The following is a 16,540-nucleotide window of genomic DNA, read 5'->3' as shown; positions in this document are numbered from 1 at the left end:
TTACAGCCAGATACGGCCTTGTGAATAGGAGAGGAAGGGCGAACTGTCTGCCGCCAGCCACAGGGGGCCGTCCAGATCGACATGCTCGGCCTGCGGCGTCACCGGCAGTGCGGCCTCCATCGCCAGCGAGGAGCCAAGCATACAGCCGACCATCAACCGCATGCCCTGCTGCTTCGCCTCGTTGACCATCGCCAGCGCCTCCGTCAGGCCGCCGCACTTGTCGAGCTTGATATTGATCATCTCGTAGCGGTCGCGCAGTGCGGCGATATCGGCGCGCGTGTGGCAGCTTTCATCAGCGCAGAGCGGAATGGGGTGGGCAATATGCGCTAACCCGGCATCGTCGCCCGCTGGCAGGGGCTGTTCGATCATCGCCAGTCTGTACGGCCGCAGCGCCGTAAACAGCGTCGGCAGATCGCATCCGCCCCAGGCCTCGTTAGCATCAACGATCAAGACAGCGTCCGGTGCGGCAGCGCGAACCGCCGCAACCTTTTCCACAATGGCCTCGCGGTCGAGCTTGATTTTCAGCAGCAGCGCACCGCGCGCTACCGCATCCGCCGCCGCGTCCGCCATTTTTTCGACGCTGTCGAGGCTCAGCGTTTCTGCGGTTACCACTGACGGTGGTGCGCTCAGCGCCACCTGCTGCCACAGCGTCTGTTTCGCACGCGCGGCCTCCAGACGCCACAGGGCGCAATCCAGCGCGTTGCGCGCTGCCCCTGCGTTGAGCTGCGTTTGCAGTGCATCGCGGCTGAGGCCTGCCTCAATCGCCTCTTTCATCGCATTAAGCTGGGCGTGAACGCTCTCCACTGACTCGTTGTAGCGCGGCGTCGGCGTGCATTCGCCGCGGCCAATAAAGCCGTCCTGTTCCAGAATCACGCGGATCACCGCCACGGCAGTGCGGGTTCCGCGTGCGATGGCGAAAGGCCGTGCCAGCGGCAGCGTCAGCACTTCGATCAGCATACGGCGCATATCAGCCCCGCTCTTTTAACAGGGCGGCAATTGCATCGATGCCGAAGCGCACCGGATCGGTTGCCGGTACGCCAAAGGTCTCACTGAGCTGCGCGCAATATTCACGCGCCTCTTCTTCGCTGAAATTAGAGGTATTGATGGCAAAACCGGCCAGCTGCGGATTGTCGCTTGTCACCTGCGCCGCACGCAGATTGGCTTCGACGCACTCCGCCAGGCCAACCATCGGCTGATGGGGCAGATGACGCATATGCGGCCGCCCCATCTCATGACACATCACCAGCCAGTGCGGCTGCGCGCCGTGGATTAACCCCATGCTGACACCAGCATAGGAGGGGTGAAACAGTGAGCCCTGCCCTTCGACGATATCCCAGTGATCGTCTTCACTGGCCGGTGACAACGCCTCCGCCGCGCCCGCAATAAAATCGGCGATCACCGCGTCAATGGCGATGCCTTCGCCAGCGACCAGAATGCCGGTCTGTCCGGTCGCACGGAAATCGGCTTTCATTCCCTGCTCACGCATGGCGGCTTCCAGCGCCAGCGAGGTATACATTTTGCCGACCGAGCAGTCGGTCCCCACGGTCAGCACCCGTTTTCCGCTGCGTTTTTTGCCGCTGCCCACGCTGAGTGTCGGGCGCATATGGCGGATATCAAACAGCGCGACGCCGTGCGCCTCTGCCAGCGCCACCAGCTCAGGCTCGTCCGCGAGGCGGTGATGCAGGCCACTTGCCACGTTCATCCCGGCTTTAATAGCGGTGGTGATGCTCTCCAGCCAGTGCTGCGGCAGATAGCCGCCCGCGTTGGCGGTGCCAAGCACCAGCGTTTTTGCGCCGCGTGCCTTCGCCGCGACGATGTCCAGCTCTTCAAGTCCGAGGGTAACGGTACAGCCAGGCAGGCGGATTTCGCCCACGCACTGTTCGGGTCGCCATACCTGAATGCCGCGAGCAGTTTTAGCGGCCAGCGGATCGGTGACGTCGCCGAGAAATAGCAGATAAGGTTGCGGGATGAGCATAATGCGTTCTCTTTCAGACAGGGTGGAGGGTCTGAAACGCACTATTTCACGGCAGGCCAGGCAGAACGAATGCTTGTTTAGACGCCGGGTATAACCTGCGGCTATGGTGACAAGCGGCGCTTATGGCTGAGGCCGAATCAGGGGACAATAAGAAGTGAATGCGCAAAAAAAGGAAAGAAAAACGTATGGCGGAGGGGGCATCACGGCATGCACTCTGCCGTGATTGCCAGAGACGAAGTCAACCGTACTCAATCAGTACATAGCGCCTGGCGGGACATATTTGAAAGTTTCGACGTAAGCGCGGAAGACATATTTCACTAAGCGTTTCATAAGGTGCCTTGTTCAAAATTTGTTGAAAAAATGCAGGGAAATTATAGCCACTGTGCATTTTACAGGCAACAAATTTTGAACTGGATCACAAAAACGCCGCTGCATCAGCGGCGTGACGCTCAGGAGAAGAGGTGCAGGTGCTCTGCCAGAATAGTGCAGCCAATGGAGAGTAATACTACGCCGCCCAGCACTTCCGCCCATTTGCCCAGCACCGGCCCGACCAGACGCCCCACCAGCACCCCGGTGGTGGCCATAAAGGTCGTTGCCATACCGATGGTCAGCGCGGTAGCAATAATATTGACCTGCAAAAAGGCGAGTCCAACGCCTACCGCCAGCGCATCCAGGCTGGTGGCCACTGCCGTCATGGCCAGTACCATAAAACCGTGGCGCTGCGGCGCTTCGCACGGCTCAGCGGTGGCGGTCTGACGAAGGCCTGCCATCATCATGCGTCCACCCAGAAACGCCAGCAGGAAAAAAGCGACCCAGTGGTCCCATGCCATGACGTAGCGGCTGGCGGCCAGTCCGGCCGCCCAGCCGATTAAGGGTGTCAGCGCTTCAATCGCGCCGAAAATCAGGCCAGTACGCAGTGCCTCTTTAAATCCGGGACGATGCAGGGCAGCGCCTTTACTCAATGCAGCGGCAAAAGCGTCCATCGACATTCCAAAAGCAAGGATTAGGGTGGCGATAAAAGTCATAATGGCTAATGTCAGGATAAAAAGCGCTCAAAGGTCTGCTTTTCACCGCGAATCTTGTCTGTTTTGCTAAAAGTGCGCGCAGTCTAGCACGCCTCCCCCCTGATAAAAAGACAAGAAAATCATGGGTTTAAGTATAGCAAAGGCTATAACTTTTATCGTTCGCTATGTTTTACCGCTAAGTTAATGGTACTTAAGCCTTTTATTTATGCCGGTGGGGTGTTTGCGCAGGCTCTGGCGACAGGGATTGAACCCTGGAGAAGATTCCCGGAAAATGGCGGCGCGAATGACTGCGGAACCTTCTGATGAAAAATCCTTTTGAAACCCTGATTATCCCCGGCGGTATTTTGCTGCTGGGTTTTCTCTCTGCCCTGCTGCTGCCCGCACCTAATTTTGGCCTTACGATGGCGCGAAATCTGACGCAACTGCTGCACCTGCAGGATATCAACCAGCTCTACACGCTTATCTTCTGCGCCTGGTTTTTGCTGTTAGGTGCCGTCGAGTTTTTTGTGATCCGCCTGATTTATCGCCGCTGGTTCCGTGGCTAACGGTCTGGCTCGCCTGCTGCAGTTTCCGGCAGGGCGGGCAGATCGGACTCACAAAAATGTAACATTGTTTTTACAGATGCAGTGGAAAAGGCCTGCGACATAAAAAATTCTTTATCGTCCCTTTTATCACTTATCTCAAAAAATCAGCGACTTATAAAATAAGGCGAATTTATCCTCTCTCCTTCTCTTGCACTGCATTTGTGCAAGTCTGCAACATCATCTTTCGTTAACCTGCTGAGTTTGCGATAAAAAATTCCTAATGGCTCTCTGACCAAGATGATTAATTCTTATGCTGAATCATTTCTGCATTTAAAAAATAAACAAATGTTTAAATCAGAGACGAGAATGTTATATTCAACAGATAAAGCATAACGTGCAGTTAACCTGCATCCCGCTTAAACATACCTGAGTCTTAACCTTTGAGAAGTAGCGCAACGCGCTCCCCAGAAGCGCGGCTATTTCGCCTGCGAACCTGTTGAGCATCAGGTCAACAGAGAGAGGAGATGTCGCCTCATGAGTAAGAAAGCTGTAAACCTTACGCTCGCCTCGAGCGCCGTTGGCATGGAAAAAGTGCAAATGTCCGAACGTGAAGACGTGGATGTACTGCTTATCGGCGCGGGCGTGATGAGCGCGACCTTAGGCGCGTGGCTCCAGGAGCTTGAGCCGAACTGGACCATTGAGATGGTCGAGCGGCTGGCAAGCGTAGCGGAAGAGTCCTCTGACGGCTGGAATAATGCCGGAACCGGCCACGCCGCGCTGGCAGAGCTAAACTATACGCCGCAAAAGGCTGATGGCAGCATCGACATCACCAAAGCTGTCGCGATCAATGAATCTTTCCAGATTTCCCGTCAGTTTCTGGCCTACCAGGTGCAAAAGGGCCATCTGAACCAGCCCGAAACCTTTATTAACAGCACGCCGCATATGAGCTTTGTCTGGGGAGACGAAAACGTCGCTTTCCTGCGCAAACGCTATCAGGCCCTGCAAAAAAGCACGCTGTTTCGCGGCATGGCCTATTCCGAAGATCCACAGCAGATTGCCAAATGGATCCCGTTAGTAATGAAGGGACGCAATCGTCGGCAGAAAGTTGCCGCGACCTGGACCGACATGGGCACCGACGTCAACTTCGGCGAAGTAACACGCCAGCTGATTGCTTCGCTGGAAAAAACTGCGCATTTCCGTCTGCGCCTGCAGCAGGAAGTATGCGATCTCAGGCGTCTGGGCAATGGCCGCTGGCAGGTCACGCTGCAATCCCTGGTCACGCAACAGAAGCGCACTCTCACGGCGAAGAATGTCTTTATCGGTGCGGGTGGCGCGGCGCTACCGCTGTTGCAAAAAAGTGGTATTCCGGAGGTTGCTGGCTACGCGGGTTTCCCGGTGGGGGGCTCGTTCCTCGTGACCGAGAATCAGGACGTTGTACAGCAGCATATGGCGAAAGTTTATGGCAAAGCATCAGTCGGTGCGCCGCCGATGTCCGTTCCACACGTCGATACGCGCGTGCTGGATGGTAAGCGCGTCCTGCTGTTTGGACCTTTTGCGACCTTCTCCACCAAGTTCCTGAAACAGGGTTCGCTGCTGGATATGTTTGGTTCGATGAACAGCGGCAACCTTCTGCCGATGATGAACGTCGGGCTGAAAAATTTTGACCTGGTGAAATACCTGGTTGACCAGGTGCTACAAAGCGATGCCGATCGTATGGAGGCGCTGCGTACCTATGTGCCAGAGGCGCATCCGGACGACTGGCGTCTGGTGACCGCAGGCCAGCGCGTGCAGATCATCAAGAAAGACGCCAAAGAGGGCGGCGTGCTGCGCCTGGGCACCGAAGTCGTGACATCAGAAGACGGTACTATTTCTGCTCTGCTCGGTGCGTCACCGGGTGCTTCGACCGCTGCGCCAATTATGCTGGAACTGATGGCGAAAGCCTGGCCGGAGAAGATGGCCTCTGCGGCGTGGCAGAGCCGTATTCGCACGGTCGTCCCGTCCTGGGGACGTAAGCTCAACGGCGACGTGGCACTCACGGAGAAAGTGCTGGCGGACACCAGCCGCGTGCTTAATCTCACTTACACTGCGCCAGTAAAACCGAACGCTGCGAACGACGAAGGGCGTGAAACGGCGCACGTCGTGGGCAAATAACGGCGATTTACTGACAAAAGCCCCGCTCTGGCGGGGCTTTTTGTTTTCAGCCAGTGCTGCTGAGCAGCCTGATCCTTTCACCCCACCTGGTTGAGTTGCGCATTCTCTATTAGGGTTAATGGGACGTCTCTGTCCTGTCGCCCTTTTTCCTGAGAGGAGAATGCCTGATGTCCCAACCGACCGCTACCAGCGAACTGCACCTGCTGGATCGCTACTGGCGCGCCGCCAATTACCTTTCCGTCGGGCAGATTTATCTGATGGCTAATCCTCTGCTGCGCGAGCCACTGAAGCCTGAACATATCAAGCCGCGCCTGCTTGGCCACTGGGGGACCACACCGGGCCTTAACTTTATCTACGCGCACCTGAATCGCATTATCCGCCAGCGCGACCTGAATTTGATCTATGTCTGCGGACCGGGCCACGGCGGGCCGGGTATGGTGGCAAACACCTGGCTGGAAGGGAGCTATAGCGAAATCTACCCGCATATCAGCGAAGATGCAGAAGGGATGCAGCGCCTGTTCAAGCAGTTCTCTTTTCCAGGCGGTATTCCCAGCCATGCTGCACCGGAAACGCCAGGCTCGATCAATGAAGGAGGCGAGCTGGGCTATTCCCTGGCGCATGCGTTCGGCGCGGCCTTTGATCATCCGGATCTGATCGTGCCCTGCGTGATCGGCGATGGCGAAGCGGAAACCGGCCCGCTGGCGTCGAGCTGGCACGGCATTAAGTTTCTTAATCCGCAGCGCGATGGCGCAGTGCTGCCTATCCTGCACCTAAACGGCTATAAAATTGCTAACCCGACCCTGCTGGGGCGCGCCAGTGACGACGATCTGCACCAGCTGTTCAGCGGTTACGGCTATGAGCCGCTTTTTGTCTGCGGCCACGAGCCTGAGAAGATGCACGCGCAGATGGCCGAGACGCTGGACAGCGCTTTTAGCAAAATTGCGGCCTACCAGCAGGCGGCGCGCAGCGCAGGCGAGCAGGAGGGCATCCCACGCTGGCCGATGATTATTCTGCGCAGCCCCAAAGGCTGGACCGGGCCACAGGAGGTAGACGGCAAGAAAGTGGAGGATTTCTGGCGCGCGCATCAGGTGCCGGTAGCGGCCTGTCGCGAAGATGAGGGGCACCGCCAGATTCTGGAGGCGTGGCTGCGCAGCTATCAGCCGGACGATCTGTTTGACGAACAGGGGCGTCTTAAACCGGAACTGCGGGCGCTGGCACCGCAGGGTGATAAGCGCATGGGCGCCTCGCCTTATGCCAACGGCGGCTTACTGCGCCGCGAGCTGAATACGCCCGATATTCGCGATTTCGCTTTTGATGTCCAGCAGCCCGGCTCGCGGCTGGCGCAGGCCACCGAGCAGTTTGGCCGGTATCTGGCAGCAATCTTTGCCAGCAATCCGCACAATTTTCGCCTGTTTGGACCGGATGAAACCGCATCAAATCGACTGACCCCGGTATTTGATGTTACCAGCCGCACCTGGCTGGAGCCGGTTAAATCCTATGATGAGCAGCTGGCGCGCGATGGCCGCGTGATGGAAATCCTGAGCGAACACCAGTGCCAGGGCTGGCTGGAAGGCTATCTGCTAACCGGCCGCCACGGTCTGTTTAACTGCTATGAGGCCTTTATTCACATTGTGGATTCCATGTTTAACCAGCACGCCAAATGGCTGAAGGTGACGCGCAAGCTGGGCTGGCGTAAACCGGTCTCGTCGCTTAACTACCTGCTCTCTTCACACGTCTGGCGGCAGGATCACAACGGCTACAGCCATCAGGATCCTGGCTTTATGGATCATGTTGCCAATAAAAAAGCAGATATCGTGCGTATCTATCTGCCGCCCGATGCCAATACGCTGCTCTGGGTGGGCGATCACTGTCTGCGCACGTGGGACCGCATCAACGTTATTGTGGCAGGCAAACAGCCCTCGGCGCAGTGGCTCGATATGGAGAGTGCGATTGCACACTGCGAAGCGGGCATGGGCGAATGGCGCTGGGCAGGCACCACGCCCGAGGGCGAAGAGCCAGATGTTGTCATGGCCTGTGCGGGTGATGTGCCCACGCTGGAGACGCTGGCGGCAGTCGATCTGCTGCGCGACTATCTGCCCGATCTGCGTATCCGCGTGGTAAACGTCGTCGATTTAATGGCGCTGCAAACTCAGGATCAACATCCGCACGGCAAAAGCGAAGCAGACTTTGATAACCTTTTCACGCTCGATAAACCGGTCATTTTTGCCTTTCACGGCTATCCGTCGCTGGTACATCGTCTCACCTACCAGCGCACGAATCACCGTAATTTCCACGTTCGCGGCTTCAATGAAGAAGGCACGACCACGACGCCATTTGATATGACGGTTTTGAATGAGCTCGACCGTTATCATCTGGCGCAGGAGGCCATTCTGCGCATTCCAGGCCTGGCTGACCAGCATGGTGAGCTGCTGGATGATCTACAGGAGCGCATCGCTGAGCACCATCGCTACGTGCGCGAATATGGTGAGGATGTCCCGGAAGTGCGCAACTGGAAGTGGCCATCAGAAACCGGCTCCGGCGCGCCCGATTAACCCAGCGCGTCCGTCAGCATCCATAGCGTGGTGGCGACCAGCGATATCGCCATCACGCTATTAAACAGCTGGCGTTTCCACGCTGTTTGCAGATGTATGCCCAGTCGATCGCCCAGCGCCGCCCATATCAGAATGCAGGGCAGGTTAACCAGCGCAAAGCCAAGCATGACCGATACCAGCCCACTTTGTACGCTCCACAATAGCGCCACGTTGGTTGCCATAATCCAGGCTTTAGGGTTCACCGCCTGAAAAAGCAGCGCGCCGGCGACGGTCATGGGCTGCGCCTTATCCCGTCGCGCAGGCGCACCAGCCCGCCAGAGTTTCCACGACAGCCACAGCAGATAGGTGCAGCCGGCCAGCGTCAGCGGCAGCCTGACGGTGCTCATCCAGCTCAGCAGCCACTCCAGTGCCAGCCCGGCCAGGGCAGTTTGCAGCAGACACCCCAGTAGCACGCCAGAGATCAGCGGCAGCGTGCGCCGCAGGCCAAAATTGACGCCAGATGTAGCCAGTAGCAGGTTATTAGGGCCTGGCGTGATAGACATTACGGTTACGTAGCTGAAAAAAGAGGGATCAAGCATGTTGGCATTCTCGTTAAAAAACAGAGCTTCATGCTAAAGGGTGAGAAATCGTGGTAACAGAGACACAAAATCACTATTGTCATGGTTACAGTTTGTGATTTTTGTTTTTGTACCTGTTACTTGCGGAGGCTTTTGTGTCCCTTTCCTCTTCAGACAATCAGCCGCTCTACCACCAGCTTGCCGACAGCTTTGCAGAGGCGATCCATCAGGGCACGCTGAAACCGGGCAAACGTCTGCCAGCCATTCGTCGCGCGGCGCAAACGCATCAGGTCAGCATCAACACCGTGCTGAATGCCTGGCAATTGCTGGAAGATCGCGGGCTGATTGAGGCGCGTCCGCAGTCTGGCTACTATGTGCGGAGCGTGCTGCCTGCCGTGATGCCGCCTGCGCCACATCGCGCCCGCATAACCGATCCAGGCAGCGAGAAACTCGACCTGATCGACCAGGTTTTTGCCGCCCAGAATCATCCCGACTACACCAATATCTCGCTGGCCTGTCCGCAGGATGGTGAGCTTTACCCGGCGGCGCGCCTGAGCCGCATTACCGCCTCGCTGCTGCGACGTCACCCTGATTTGATTGGCCGGTATGCGCTTCCACCGGGTAGTGAGCGCTTACGGGAGGAGATAGCGCGCCGGTCGCTGCATGCGGGTATGTCGCTCACCAGCGACGAGATCACCCTCACCCACGGCTGTATGGAGGCGTTGCAGCTGGCGCTGCGCGCGGTGACGCAGCCCGGAGACTGCGTAGGGCTGGAGTCGCCAACCTACTTTTTCCTGTTCCCGCTGCTCGCCTCGCTGGGGTTAAAGGCGCTGGAAATCCCGACCGATCCGCAGCAGGGTTTGTCGCTGGATGCGCTGGAGATGCTGTTGCAGGAGAAACGCATACAGGCGCTGATTGCCATGCCCGGCGCGCAAAATCCACTCGGCTGCTCTCTGTCGCGCCAGAATAAACAGCGGCTGGCAAAGTTAGTAAACACTTACAACATTCCGCTGCTGGAAGATGGCCTCTATGACGAACTGCAGTTTGACTGGCCGCTCTCGCCCACCGTAAAGTCGTTCGACACAGACGGCTGGGTGATTTACTGCACCAGCTTCACCAAGACCGTGGCGCCCGATTTTCGCATCGGCTGGATCGCTGCCGGTCGCTTTCACGACACGATCGCCCGCCTGAAAGCGGTCTCTTCTATGGCGGAATCACGGCTGCTGTCAGAAACCCTGGCGGAATTTCTTGCCAGCGGCGGATACGATCACCACCTGCGCACGCTGCGCCGTCGCTATGCCGCCAACCTGGATGCGGCGCGCGGACTCATCGCCCGCCACTTCCCGCAGGGCACGCGCGCCACGCTGCCACGCGGTGGATTTGTTTTCTGGGTTGAACTGCCGGAGCAGGTCAATACCGTGGAGATGTTCCACCGCTTGCTGCAGGAGCAAATTTGCGTGACGCCTGGCGCGCTCTATTCGCTCAGCGAACGCTATAACCATGCGCTGCGCCTCTCCTGTTGCTACCCCTTTGACGATCGCTACAGCTGGGCGCTGAAGCGAACCGGCGACATCGCCTGTGAGCTGGCGGGCCTGCCGCCGGGACGCGATCAGGGTTTACCGTTACGGCCCCAGACGGTGTAGGCGTGGCGTTCGGTCAGCCGTTCGTAATAGTTACGCACCCCGGGCAGGTTGGGATGGTCCAGCGGCGTTTCGTACCAGCGGTTGACCGCCAGGCCAACGCCAATATCTGCCAGAGTGAAGTTGCGGCCTGCGACGTAGCGCCCGGTTTTCTCCAGTTGCTGATTGAGAATACCCATTGTATGCGACCAGCCTTTACAGGCTGCCGCCAGCAGGCGCGGATCCTGGTGCGCGGGCGAGTTGCGCACCAGCGACATAAAGGCGTAGCGCCACGAGGTATTCAGTTCGGTGGACTGCCAGTCCATCCACTGGTCAACCGGCGCGCGGGCGCGCGGGTTTTGCGGATAGAGCCAGTCGCCCTCATAGGCGTTAGCCAGGTAGCGCAGAATGGCGTTTGATTCCCACAGCACGAAATCATCGTCAATAAGTACCGGGATCAGCGCGTTAGGATTGAGCGCGAGAAATTCTGGCTTGTGCAGCGAGTTGGGTTCATCGCCCCACTCTTCACGTTCAAAATCGAGATCCAGTTCGTCACACAGCCAGAGCACTTTACGCACGTTAATCGATGAATCGCGCCCAAGAATTTTCAGCATAACGGTCTCCTGCGGGAATTGTTAACATATTGATAACCCTGTCGGAGCATAAACGCAAATGTCAGGCGTCTGAATGGCCTGTTAACAAAGGAGTCATAATGAAAGTCGCGTTTAAGCAAGTCGATGTTTTTACTTCGTCACCCTTTAACGGCAATCCGCTGGCGGTGATCATGGATGCACAGGGACTCAGTGATGACCAGCTTCTGGCTATTGCCCGCTGGACTAATTTATCGGAAACCACCTTTGTGCTGCCGCCGCAGCATCCGCAGGCTGATTACCGCGTGCGCATCTTTACCGTGGAGGGCGAGCTGCCGTTTGCCGGGCATCCCACGCTGGGCACGGCACATGCGCTGCTGGAAGCGGGCTGGCCAGTAAAAACCCCAGGCAGGATTGTGCAGGAGTGCGGCGTCGGCAACGTCACGGTCGATATCACCGCCGACGGTTCGCTGGCATTTGCCGCTCCGGAAGTGACGATTACGCCATTCACCGATGCGCTGATGGGCAACGCGCTGAACGGCGAGCTGTTTGATACCACGCACACCCCCGCCGTGGTAGATATGGGAATTCGCTGGCTGCTGATCCCAATGATTAGCGCCGAAGCGGTGCTGGCGATTAAGCCTGACGTCAGCGATCTGCAGCGCCTGATGGCCCATGCCGGAGCGAATGGCGTAATGCCATTTGGTCCGCTTCCTCACGGCGAGAATGAGCAGTATGAAGTGCGCGGCCTGCTGGTAGAGAAAGGCAGTCTGACAGAAGATCCCATCACCGGAAGCGCCAACGCCTGTCTGGCGCGCTACTTTGCCGCTCAGGGCCAGCGGCGGAATTACCGCACGCGTCAGGGAACGGCAATTCACCGCCAGGGGCGCGTGCAGGTGCGTTATGAAGGCGACCAGATCTGGATCGGTGGGAATACCGTGACGGTTATCGACGGGACCATTGCACTCTAGCCTTTATGCCATCGGGCCGGTGACGTCACAGGTGGCAGCGATCGGGCGCAATCTTTGCGCCCGATCGCCAGTGCAGCCCCGGGGTTTACAGCGCCTGGCCGCCAGAGGCCTCAATGCGCTGCGCCGTGATCCAGCCGGTTTCCTCACTGAGAATAGCGCTGATGGCGTCGCCAATATCATCGGGCTGCCCCACACGTCCCAGCGCGGTCAGGGCCGCAATGGTCGCATTAATCTCCTTGTTGTCGCGCACGCGGCCACCGCCAAAATCGGTTTCAATCGCGCCCGGTGCCAGTATGTTGACGCGGATTTGCCGCGCGCCCAGCTCTTTCGCCTGATAGCGCGTTAGCACCTCCATCGCCCCTTTCATTGCGGCATAGGTCCCGGAGCCGGGATAGGTGATGCGCGTCAGACCGCTGGAGATATTCAGGATGCGCCCACCGTCGTTTATCAGCGGCAGCAGCTTTTGGGTCAGAAAGTAGGGGCCTTTGAAATGCACATTAACCAGCGCGTCAAATTCCTCTTCGGTGGTCTCGGTAAACGGCTTATAGTGACCGTGCCCGGCGTTGTTCACTAAGTAATCAAAGCGCTCGCGCTGCCAGTGGCGATGCAGCGTCGCATTGACCTCAGCAACGAAGCTGTCGAACTGCTGGCTGTCGCCTACATCCAGTCGCAGGGCGGCTGCACGACCGCCCAGCGCCTCAATCTCCTGTACAACGGCCTGCGCCTCTTCCTCATGACTGCGATAGGTCAACAGGATATCCACGCCCTTCGCAGCCAGTTTTAGCGCCGCATTTTTGCCTAAACCTCGGTTTGCGCCGGTAATCAATGCAATTTTGTGATTCATTTTTCGATCCTGTTGCAAAATTGAACACTGAATCAGGATATTCCCGAATTATTGATCTATAAACGCATGGGAATACGCAGCACTGTTTCACTTACAACAACAATCGGTGAACAACATGGACAAAATTCACGCAATGCAGGTTTTTGTGCGGGTGGCAGAAATGGGCAGCTTTACCCGCGCGGCAGAAAGTCTGGGCCTGCCAAAAGGCAGCGTGTCGCGCCAGCTGCAGGCGCTGGAAAATCAGATGGGCACACGGCTGCTTCATCGCACCACGCGACGGGTGCAGCTTACCCAGGACGGGCTGGTCTACTACGATCGCTGTCTTGATCTGCTGTCGATGATTGACGATATGGACAGTCTGTTCCAGCACGATCCGGCGACGCTAAGCGGCAAGCTGCGGGTGGATATGTCGGTGGCAATGGCAACCGGCTTTATCCTGCCACGTCTGCCGGAGTTCCTGCAGCACTATCCCGGCATAGAAATTGAGCTCAGCAGCAGCGACCGTATGGTGGATGTGATCCGTGAAGGCTTTGACTGCGTTATTCGCGTCGGCGAACTCAAAGATTCAGGCCTGATTGCGCGCAAGATTGGAACCTACACCTTGATCAACTGCGCCAGTCCTGGCTACCTTTCCCGCTTCGGTATGCCCACGCGGCTGGAGGAGCTGTCGTCACATGCCATGGTGCACTATACGCAGCAGCTCGGGCAGCCTTCGCCCGGGTTTGAGTATTTTGACGGCAAGCAGTGCCACTATGTGCAGACGGGCGGCGTAGTGACGGTCAACAGCACCGAGACCTACCGTGCGGCCTGTCTGGCCGGGCTCGGCATCATTCAGGTACCCGCGATGGGCATTCATTCGCTGCTGGAATCTGGTCAGCTGGTGGAAGTGCTGCACCACTTTCCCGCGAAGCCGATGCCGATCTCTCTGCTCTATCCTCACCGACGCAATGTAGCCCGCCGTGTGCGCGTCTTTATGGAGTGGCTGAGTCAGGTGTTGCAGGAGTATGTCACCTGAGCAGCTATAATTGCCTTTTCATGTTTAGCAGGATGATAACTGTCTATGACGGACAAACAGGAAACCCCAACCCATTCCGAGCGCCCTAAGCCGCTGATTAACATCCATACCGGCAACAAAACCGTTGACGGTTCAATCAAACGCGTATCGCGCTTTGCCGCCTGGTTTCAGGCGATTCCGGCGGTCGCGCACTTTATTCGCGCGCTGGATCGCTTTAACGATCGCCTGGGCAGCCAGTTCGGCGCGGCCATTACCTACTTCTCTTTTTTGTCGCTCATCCCGATTTTGATGGTCTCTTTTGCCGCCGTCGGCTTTGTACTGGCATCGAATCAGGATCTGCTGTCGGAGCTGATCAATAAGATCGTTAACAGCATTAGCGATCCTACGCTCGCCACCACGCTGAAGAATACGGTGAACACGGCCGTTCAGCAGCGCGCCACCGTCGGCATCACTGGTCTGCTGCTGGCACTCTACTCCGGCATTAACTGGATGGGGAACCTGCGCGAGGCGGTGCGCGCTCAGTCGCGTGACGTCTGGGAACGCAATCCTGACGATCAGGAGAAATTCTGGAAAAAGTATCTGCGCGATTTTATTTCGCTCATTGGCCTGATGCTGGCCCTGGTGATCACCCTGTCGTTGACCTCGATTGCCGGTGCAGCGCAAGAGGCGATTGTGCATGCGCTGGGGCTGGATAATATCGAGTGGCTGCGCCCGGCGATGACCGCCATCGCGCTGTCGATCTCCATCCTGGCGAACTACCTGCTGTTTTTGTGGATTTTCTGGATCCTGCCGCGCCATAAGCCGCGCAAAAAAGCGCTGTTTCGCGGCACGCTGCTGGCGGCCATTGGTTTTGAAGTGATTAAGTTTGTGATGACGCTGACGCTGCCCAAGCTGGCTTCGTCCCCGTCGGGTGCGGCCTTTGGGTCGGTGCTGGGTCTGATGGCGTTCTTTTACTTTTTTGCCCGCCTGACGCTGTTCTGTGCGGCCTGGATCGCCACGGCGAAATACAAAGACGATCCGCAAATGCCGGACGCGCACCGCACCACGCATCGCTAATTGTGACGAAACGTAAAGGGTAGCGAAAAATTTTTCCCTTCGGCTGTTTTTTGCACAAGCAGCAGGATGAATAGCTGAAGGGTCACTTTTATTTGCCTCTTTTATAGAGATTCCCGCTGCAAAAGGCGGGCTTCTCCCTGCCTTAATCCACGCATTTCATTTCGACACACATTATCCTCTTTTTCCCCGACGAAGCCCGCTCTGGCGCGGTTTTTCAGCGTTGAATGGGACAACACAGGTGCGTAATATCTTTGCTCTCTATTTACAATTAAGAAACAGTTATGCAAGCCTCCATCACAGAACCCCTGAAAAAGTCACAAGACGATACGCCTGTCAATTCTCGCGGCAAAGTCGTGGTGGCGTCGCTGGTCGGAACGGCCATTGAATTCTTCGATTTCTACATCTACGCCACGGCAGCGGTGATTGTATTCCCGCATATTTTTTTCCCGCAGGGCGACAACACCGTGGCCACACTGCAGTCGCTGGCGACGTTTGCTATCGCCTTTGTGGCACGTCCGATTGGATCGGCGGTATTTGGCCACTTTGGTGACCGCGTAGGACGTAAAGCCACGCTGGTCGCCTCGCTTCTGACCATGGGCATCTCGACGGTCGTGATTGGCCTGCTGCCTGGCTATCAGTCGATTGGCGTGGCGGCGCCACTGCTGCTGGCACTGGCGCGTTTTGGTCAGGGCCTGGGGCTGGGCGGAGAATGGGGCGGCGCGGCGCTGCTGGCGACGGAAAACGCACCAGCGAAAAAACGCGCGCTTTACGGCTCCTTTCCTCAGCTCGGCGCACCCATTGGCTTCTTCTTTGCCAACGGCACCTTTCTGCTGCTCTCCTGGCTGCTGACCGACGAGCAGTTTATGCAGTGGGGCTGGCGCGTGCCTTTTATTCTTTCAGCGGTGCTGGTGCTTATCGGCCTCTATGTACGCGTCTCGCTGCATGAAAGTCCGGTATTCGCAAAAGTGCAGAAAGAGAAAAAACAGGTGCGGGTGCCCATTGCAGCGCTGCTGAGTAAACACCTGACCGCCACGATCCTCGGCACCTTTATCATGCTGGCGACCTACACCCTGTTCTATATTATGACCGTCTATTCCATGAGCTATGGCACCGCGCCTGCGCCGACGGGTCTCGGCTTCTCCCGCAACAGCTTCCTGTGGATGCTGATGGTGGCCGTCATTGGCTTTGGCGTCATGGTGCCAATTGCCGGACTGCTCGCGGATCGTTTTGGCCGCCGTAAGACCATGATCACCATTACCCTGATGATCATCGCCTTTGCGTTCCTGTTCCCGGCAATGCTGGGTTCCGGCTCGCAGGCGCTGGTGATGGCCTTTCTGCTGCTCGGACTGAGCGTAATGGGACTGACCTTCGGCCCGATGGGGGCGCTATTGCCAGAGCTGTTCCCGACCGAAGTGCGTTACACCGGCGCGTCGTTCTCCTATAACCTCTCGTCCATTCTCGGTGCTTCAGTTGCGCCCTATGTCGCCACCTGGCTCAACGCGAATTACGGTTTGCAGGCGGTGGGGTATTATCTGGCGGCAATGGCGGCGCTGACGCTGATTGCCCTGATCGCCTGTAAAGAAACGCGGCACCAGACGCTCTACGAAGCAGTGTAAGACAACATTATAAACTCGGCTCAGGCCGGGTTTTTCGTCATGGTA

Annotated in this window: 15 protein-coding genes; 8 read left to right on the top strand and 7 right to left on the bottom strand. The window is 57.4% G+C overall.

Features of this window, described 5'->3' with window-relative positions:
* The 4 genes from dgcA to mntP all read right to left on the bottom strand — a co-directional run bounded on the left by dgcA (position 1) and on the right by mntP (position 3,000).
* Complete coding sequence (dgcA, locus tag HP564_RS14900) at positions 1 to 966, bottom strand: N-acetyl-D-Glu racemase DgcA (protein ID WP_371244312.1); 966 nt, start codon at positions 964 to 966, stop codon at positions 1 to 3.
* Position 967: 1 nt separating this feature from the next.
* The gene (gene dgcN, locus HP564_RS14895; RefSeq protein WP_371244310.1) at positions 968 to 1,975 is read right to left on the bottom strand and encodes an N-acetyltransferase DgcN; all 1,008 of its coding nucleotides are present in this window, start codon (positions 1,973 to 1,975) and stop codon (positions 968 to 970) included.
* Positions 1,976 to 2,227: 252 nt separating this feature from the next.
* Positions 2,228 to 2,305 (bottom strand): stress response protein AzuC, encoded by a 78-nt coding sequence (gene azuC, locus HP564_RS14890; protein ID WP_120457375.1) that lies wholly within the window; start codon positions 2,303 to 2,305, stop codon positions 2,228 to 2,230.
* A 119-nt stretch (positions 2,306 to 2,424) separates the two neighbouring features.
* Positions 2,425 to 3,000: a manganese efflux pump MntP gene (mntP, locus tag HP564_RS14885; RefSeq protein WP_371244308.1), complete on the bottom strand. Its 576-nt coding sequence runs from the start codon at positions 2,998 to 3,000 to the stop codon at positions 2,425 to 2,427.
* Positions 3,001 to 3,302: 302 nt separating this feature from the next.
* On the opposite strand from mntP, the gene HP564_RS14880 reads away from it, so the two are divergent.
* The 3 genes from HP564_RS14880 (at position 3,303) to HP564_RS14870 (ending at position 8,227) form a co-directional block, all read left to right on the top strand.
* Positions 3,303 to 3,545 (top strand): DUF1158 domain-containing protein, encoded by a 243-nt coding sequence (locus tag HP564_RS14880; RefSeq protein WP_371244306.1) that lies wholly within the window; start codon positions 3,303 to 3,305, stop codon positions 3,543 to 3,545.
* A gap of 513 nt (positions 3,546 to 4,058) precedes the next feature.
* A complete protein-coding gene (mqo, locus tag HP564_RS14875; protein WP_371244304.1) occupies positions 4,059 to 5,675 on the top strand; it encodes a malate dehydrogenase (quinone) in 1,617 nt (538 codons plus the stop codon).
* Between the two features lie 167 nt (positions 5,676 to 5,842).
* The gene (locus tag HP564_RS14870) at positions 5,843 to 8,227 is read left to right on the top strand and encodes a phosphoketolase (protein ID WP_371244302.1); all 2,385 of its coding nucleotides are present in this window, start codon (positions 5,843 to 5,845) and stop codon (positions 8,225 to 8,227) included.
* Here the strand turns inward: HP564_RS14870 and HP564_RS14865 are convergent.
* Positions 8,224 to 8,805 (bottom strand): LysE family translocator, encoded by a 582-nt coding sequence (locus tag HP564_RS14865; protein WP_371244300.1) that lies wholly within the window; start codon positions 8,803 to 8,805, stop codon positions 8,224 to 8,226. The genes HP564_RS14870 and HP564_RS14865 overlap by 4 nt on opposite strands.
* Before the next feature lie 134 nt (positions 8,806 to 8,939).
* On the opposite strand from HP564_RS14865, the gene HP564_RS14860 reads away from it, so the two are divergent.
* Positions 8,940 to 10,427: a PLP-dependent aminotransferase family protein gene (locus HP564_RS14860; protein WP_371244298.1), complete on the top strand. Its 1,488-nt coding sequence runs from the start codon at positions 8,940 to 8,942 to the stop codon at positions 10,425 to 10,427.
* On the opposite strand, the gene HP564_RS14855 is transcribed toward HP564_RS14860, so the two are convergent.
* Positions 10,394 to 11,017, bottom strand: coding sequence for a glutathione S-transferase family protein (locus HP564_RS14855; protein ID WP_371244297.1), 624 nt, complete (start codon positions 11,015 to 11,017; stop codon positions 10,394 to 10,396). The two genes, HP564_RS14860 and HP564_RS14855, sit on opposite strands and share 34 nt — an antisense overlap.
* A gap of 98 nt (positions 11,018 to 11,115) precedes the next feature.
* Here HP564_RS14855 and HP564_RS14850 point away from each other — a divergent pair, with 98 nt between their 5' ends.
* Positions 11,116 to 11,964, top strand: coding sequence for a PhzF family phenazine biosynthesis protein (locus HP564_RS14850; RefSeq protein ID WP_371244295.1), 849 nt, complete (start codon positions 11,116 to 11,118; stop codon positions 11,962 to 11,964).
* Positions 11,965 to 12,049: 85 nt separating this feature from the next.
* On the opposite strand, the gene HP564_RS14845 is transcribed toward HP564_RS14850, so the two are convergent.
* Positions 12,050 to 12,808, bottom strand: coding sequence for an SDR family NAD(P)-dependent oxidoreductase (locus HP564_RS14845; RefSeq protein WP_371244294.1), 759 nt, complete (start codon positions 12,806 to 12,808; stop codon positions 12,050 to 12,052).
* Positions 12,809 to 12,923: 115 nt separating this feature from the next.
* On the opposite strand from HP564_RS14845, the gene HP564_RS14840 reads away from it, so the two are divergent.
* The 3 genes from HP564_RS14840 (at position 12,924) to HP564_RS14830 (ending at position 16,495) form a co-directional block, all read left to right on the top strand.
* Complete coding sequence (locus HP564_RS14840; RefSeq protein ID WP_371244292.1) at positions 12,924 to 13,823, top strand: LysR family transcriptional regulator; 900 nt, start codon at positions 12,924 to 12,926, stop codon at positions 13,821 to 13,823.
* A gap of 45 nt (positions 13,824 to 13,868) precedes the next feature.
* Positions 13,869 to 14,879 carry an inner membrane protein YhjD gene (gene yhjD / locus HP564_RS14835; RefSeq protein ID WP_371244291.1) on the top strand — a complete coding sequence of 337 codons (1,011 nt, stop codon included), beginning with the start codon at positions 13,869 to 13,871 and terminating at the stop codon, positions 14,877 to 14,879.
* A 281-nt stretch (positions 14,880 to 15,160) separates the two neighbouring features.
* Positions 15,161 to 16,495 (top strand): MFS transporter, encoded by a 1,335-nt coding sequence (locus tag HP564_RS14830; protein ID WP_371244290.1) that lies wholly within the window; start codon positions 15,161 to 15,163, stop codon positions 16,493 to 16,495.
* Positions 16,496 to 16,540 lie beyond the last annotated feature (45 nt).

It is taken from the genome of Pantoea sp. KPR_PJ (assembly GCF_041386365.1).
GTDB lineage: Bacteria > Pseudomonadota > Gammaproteobacteria > Enterobacterales > Enterobacteriaceae > Pantoea.
This window is presented reverse-complemented; position numbering and strand designations above follow the sequence as displayed.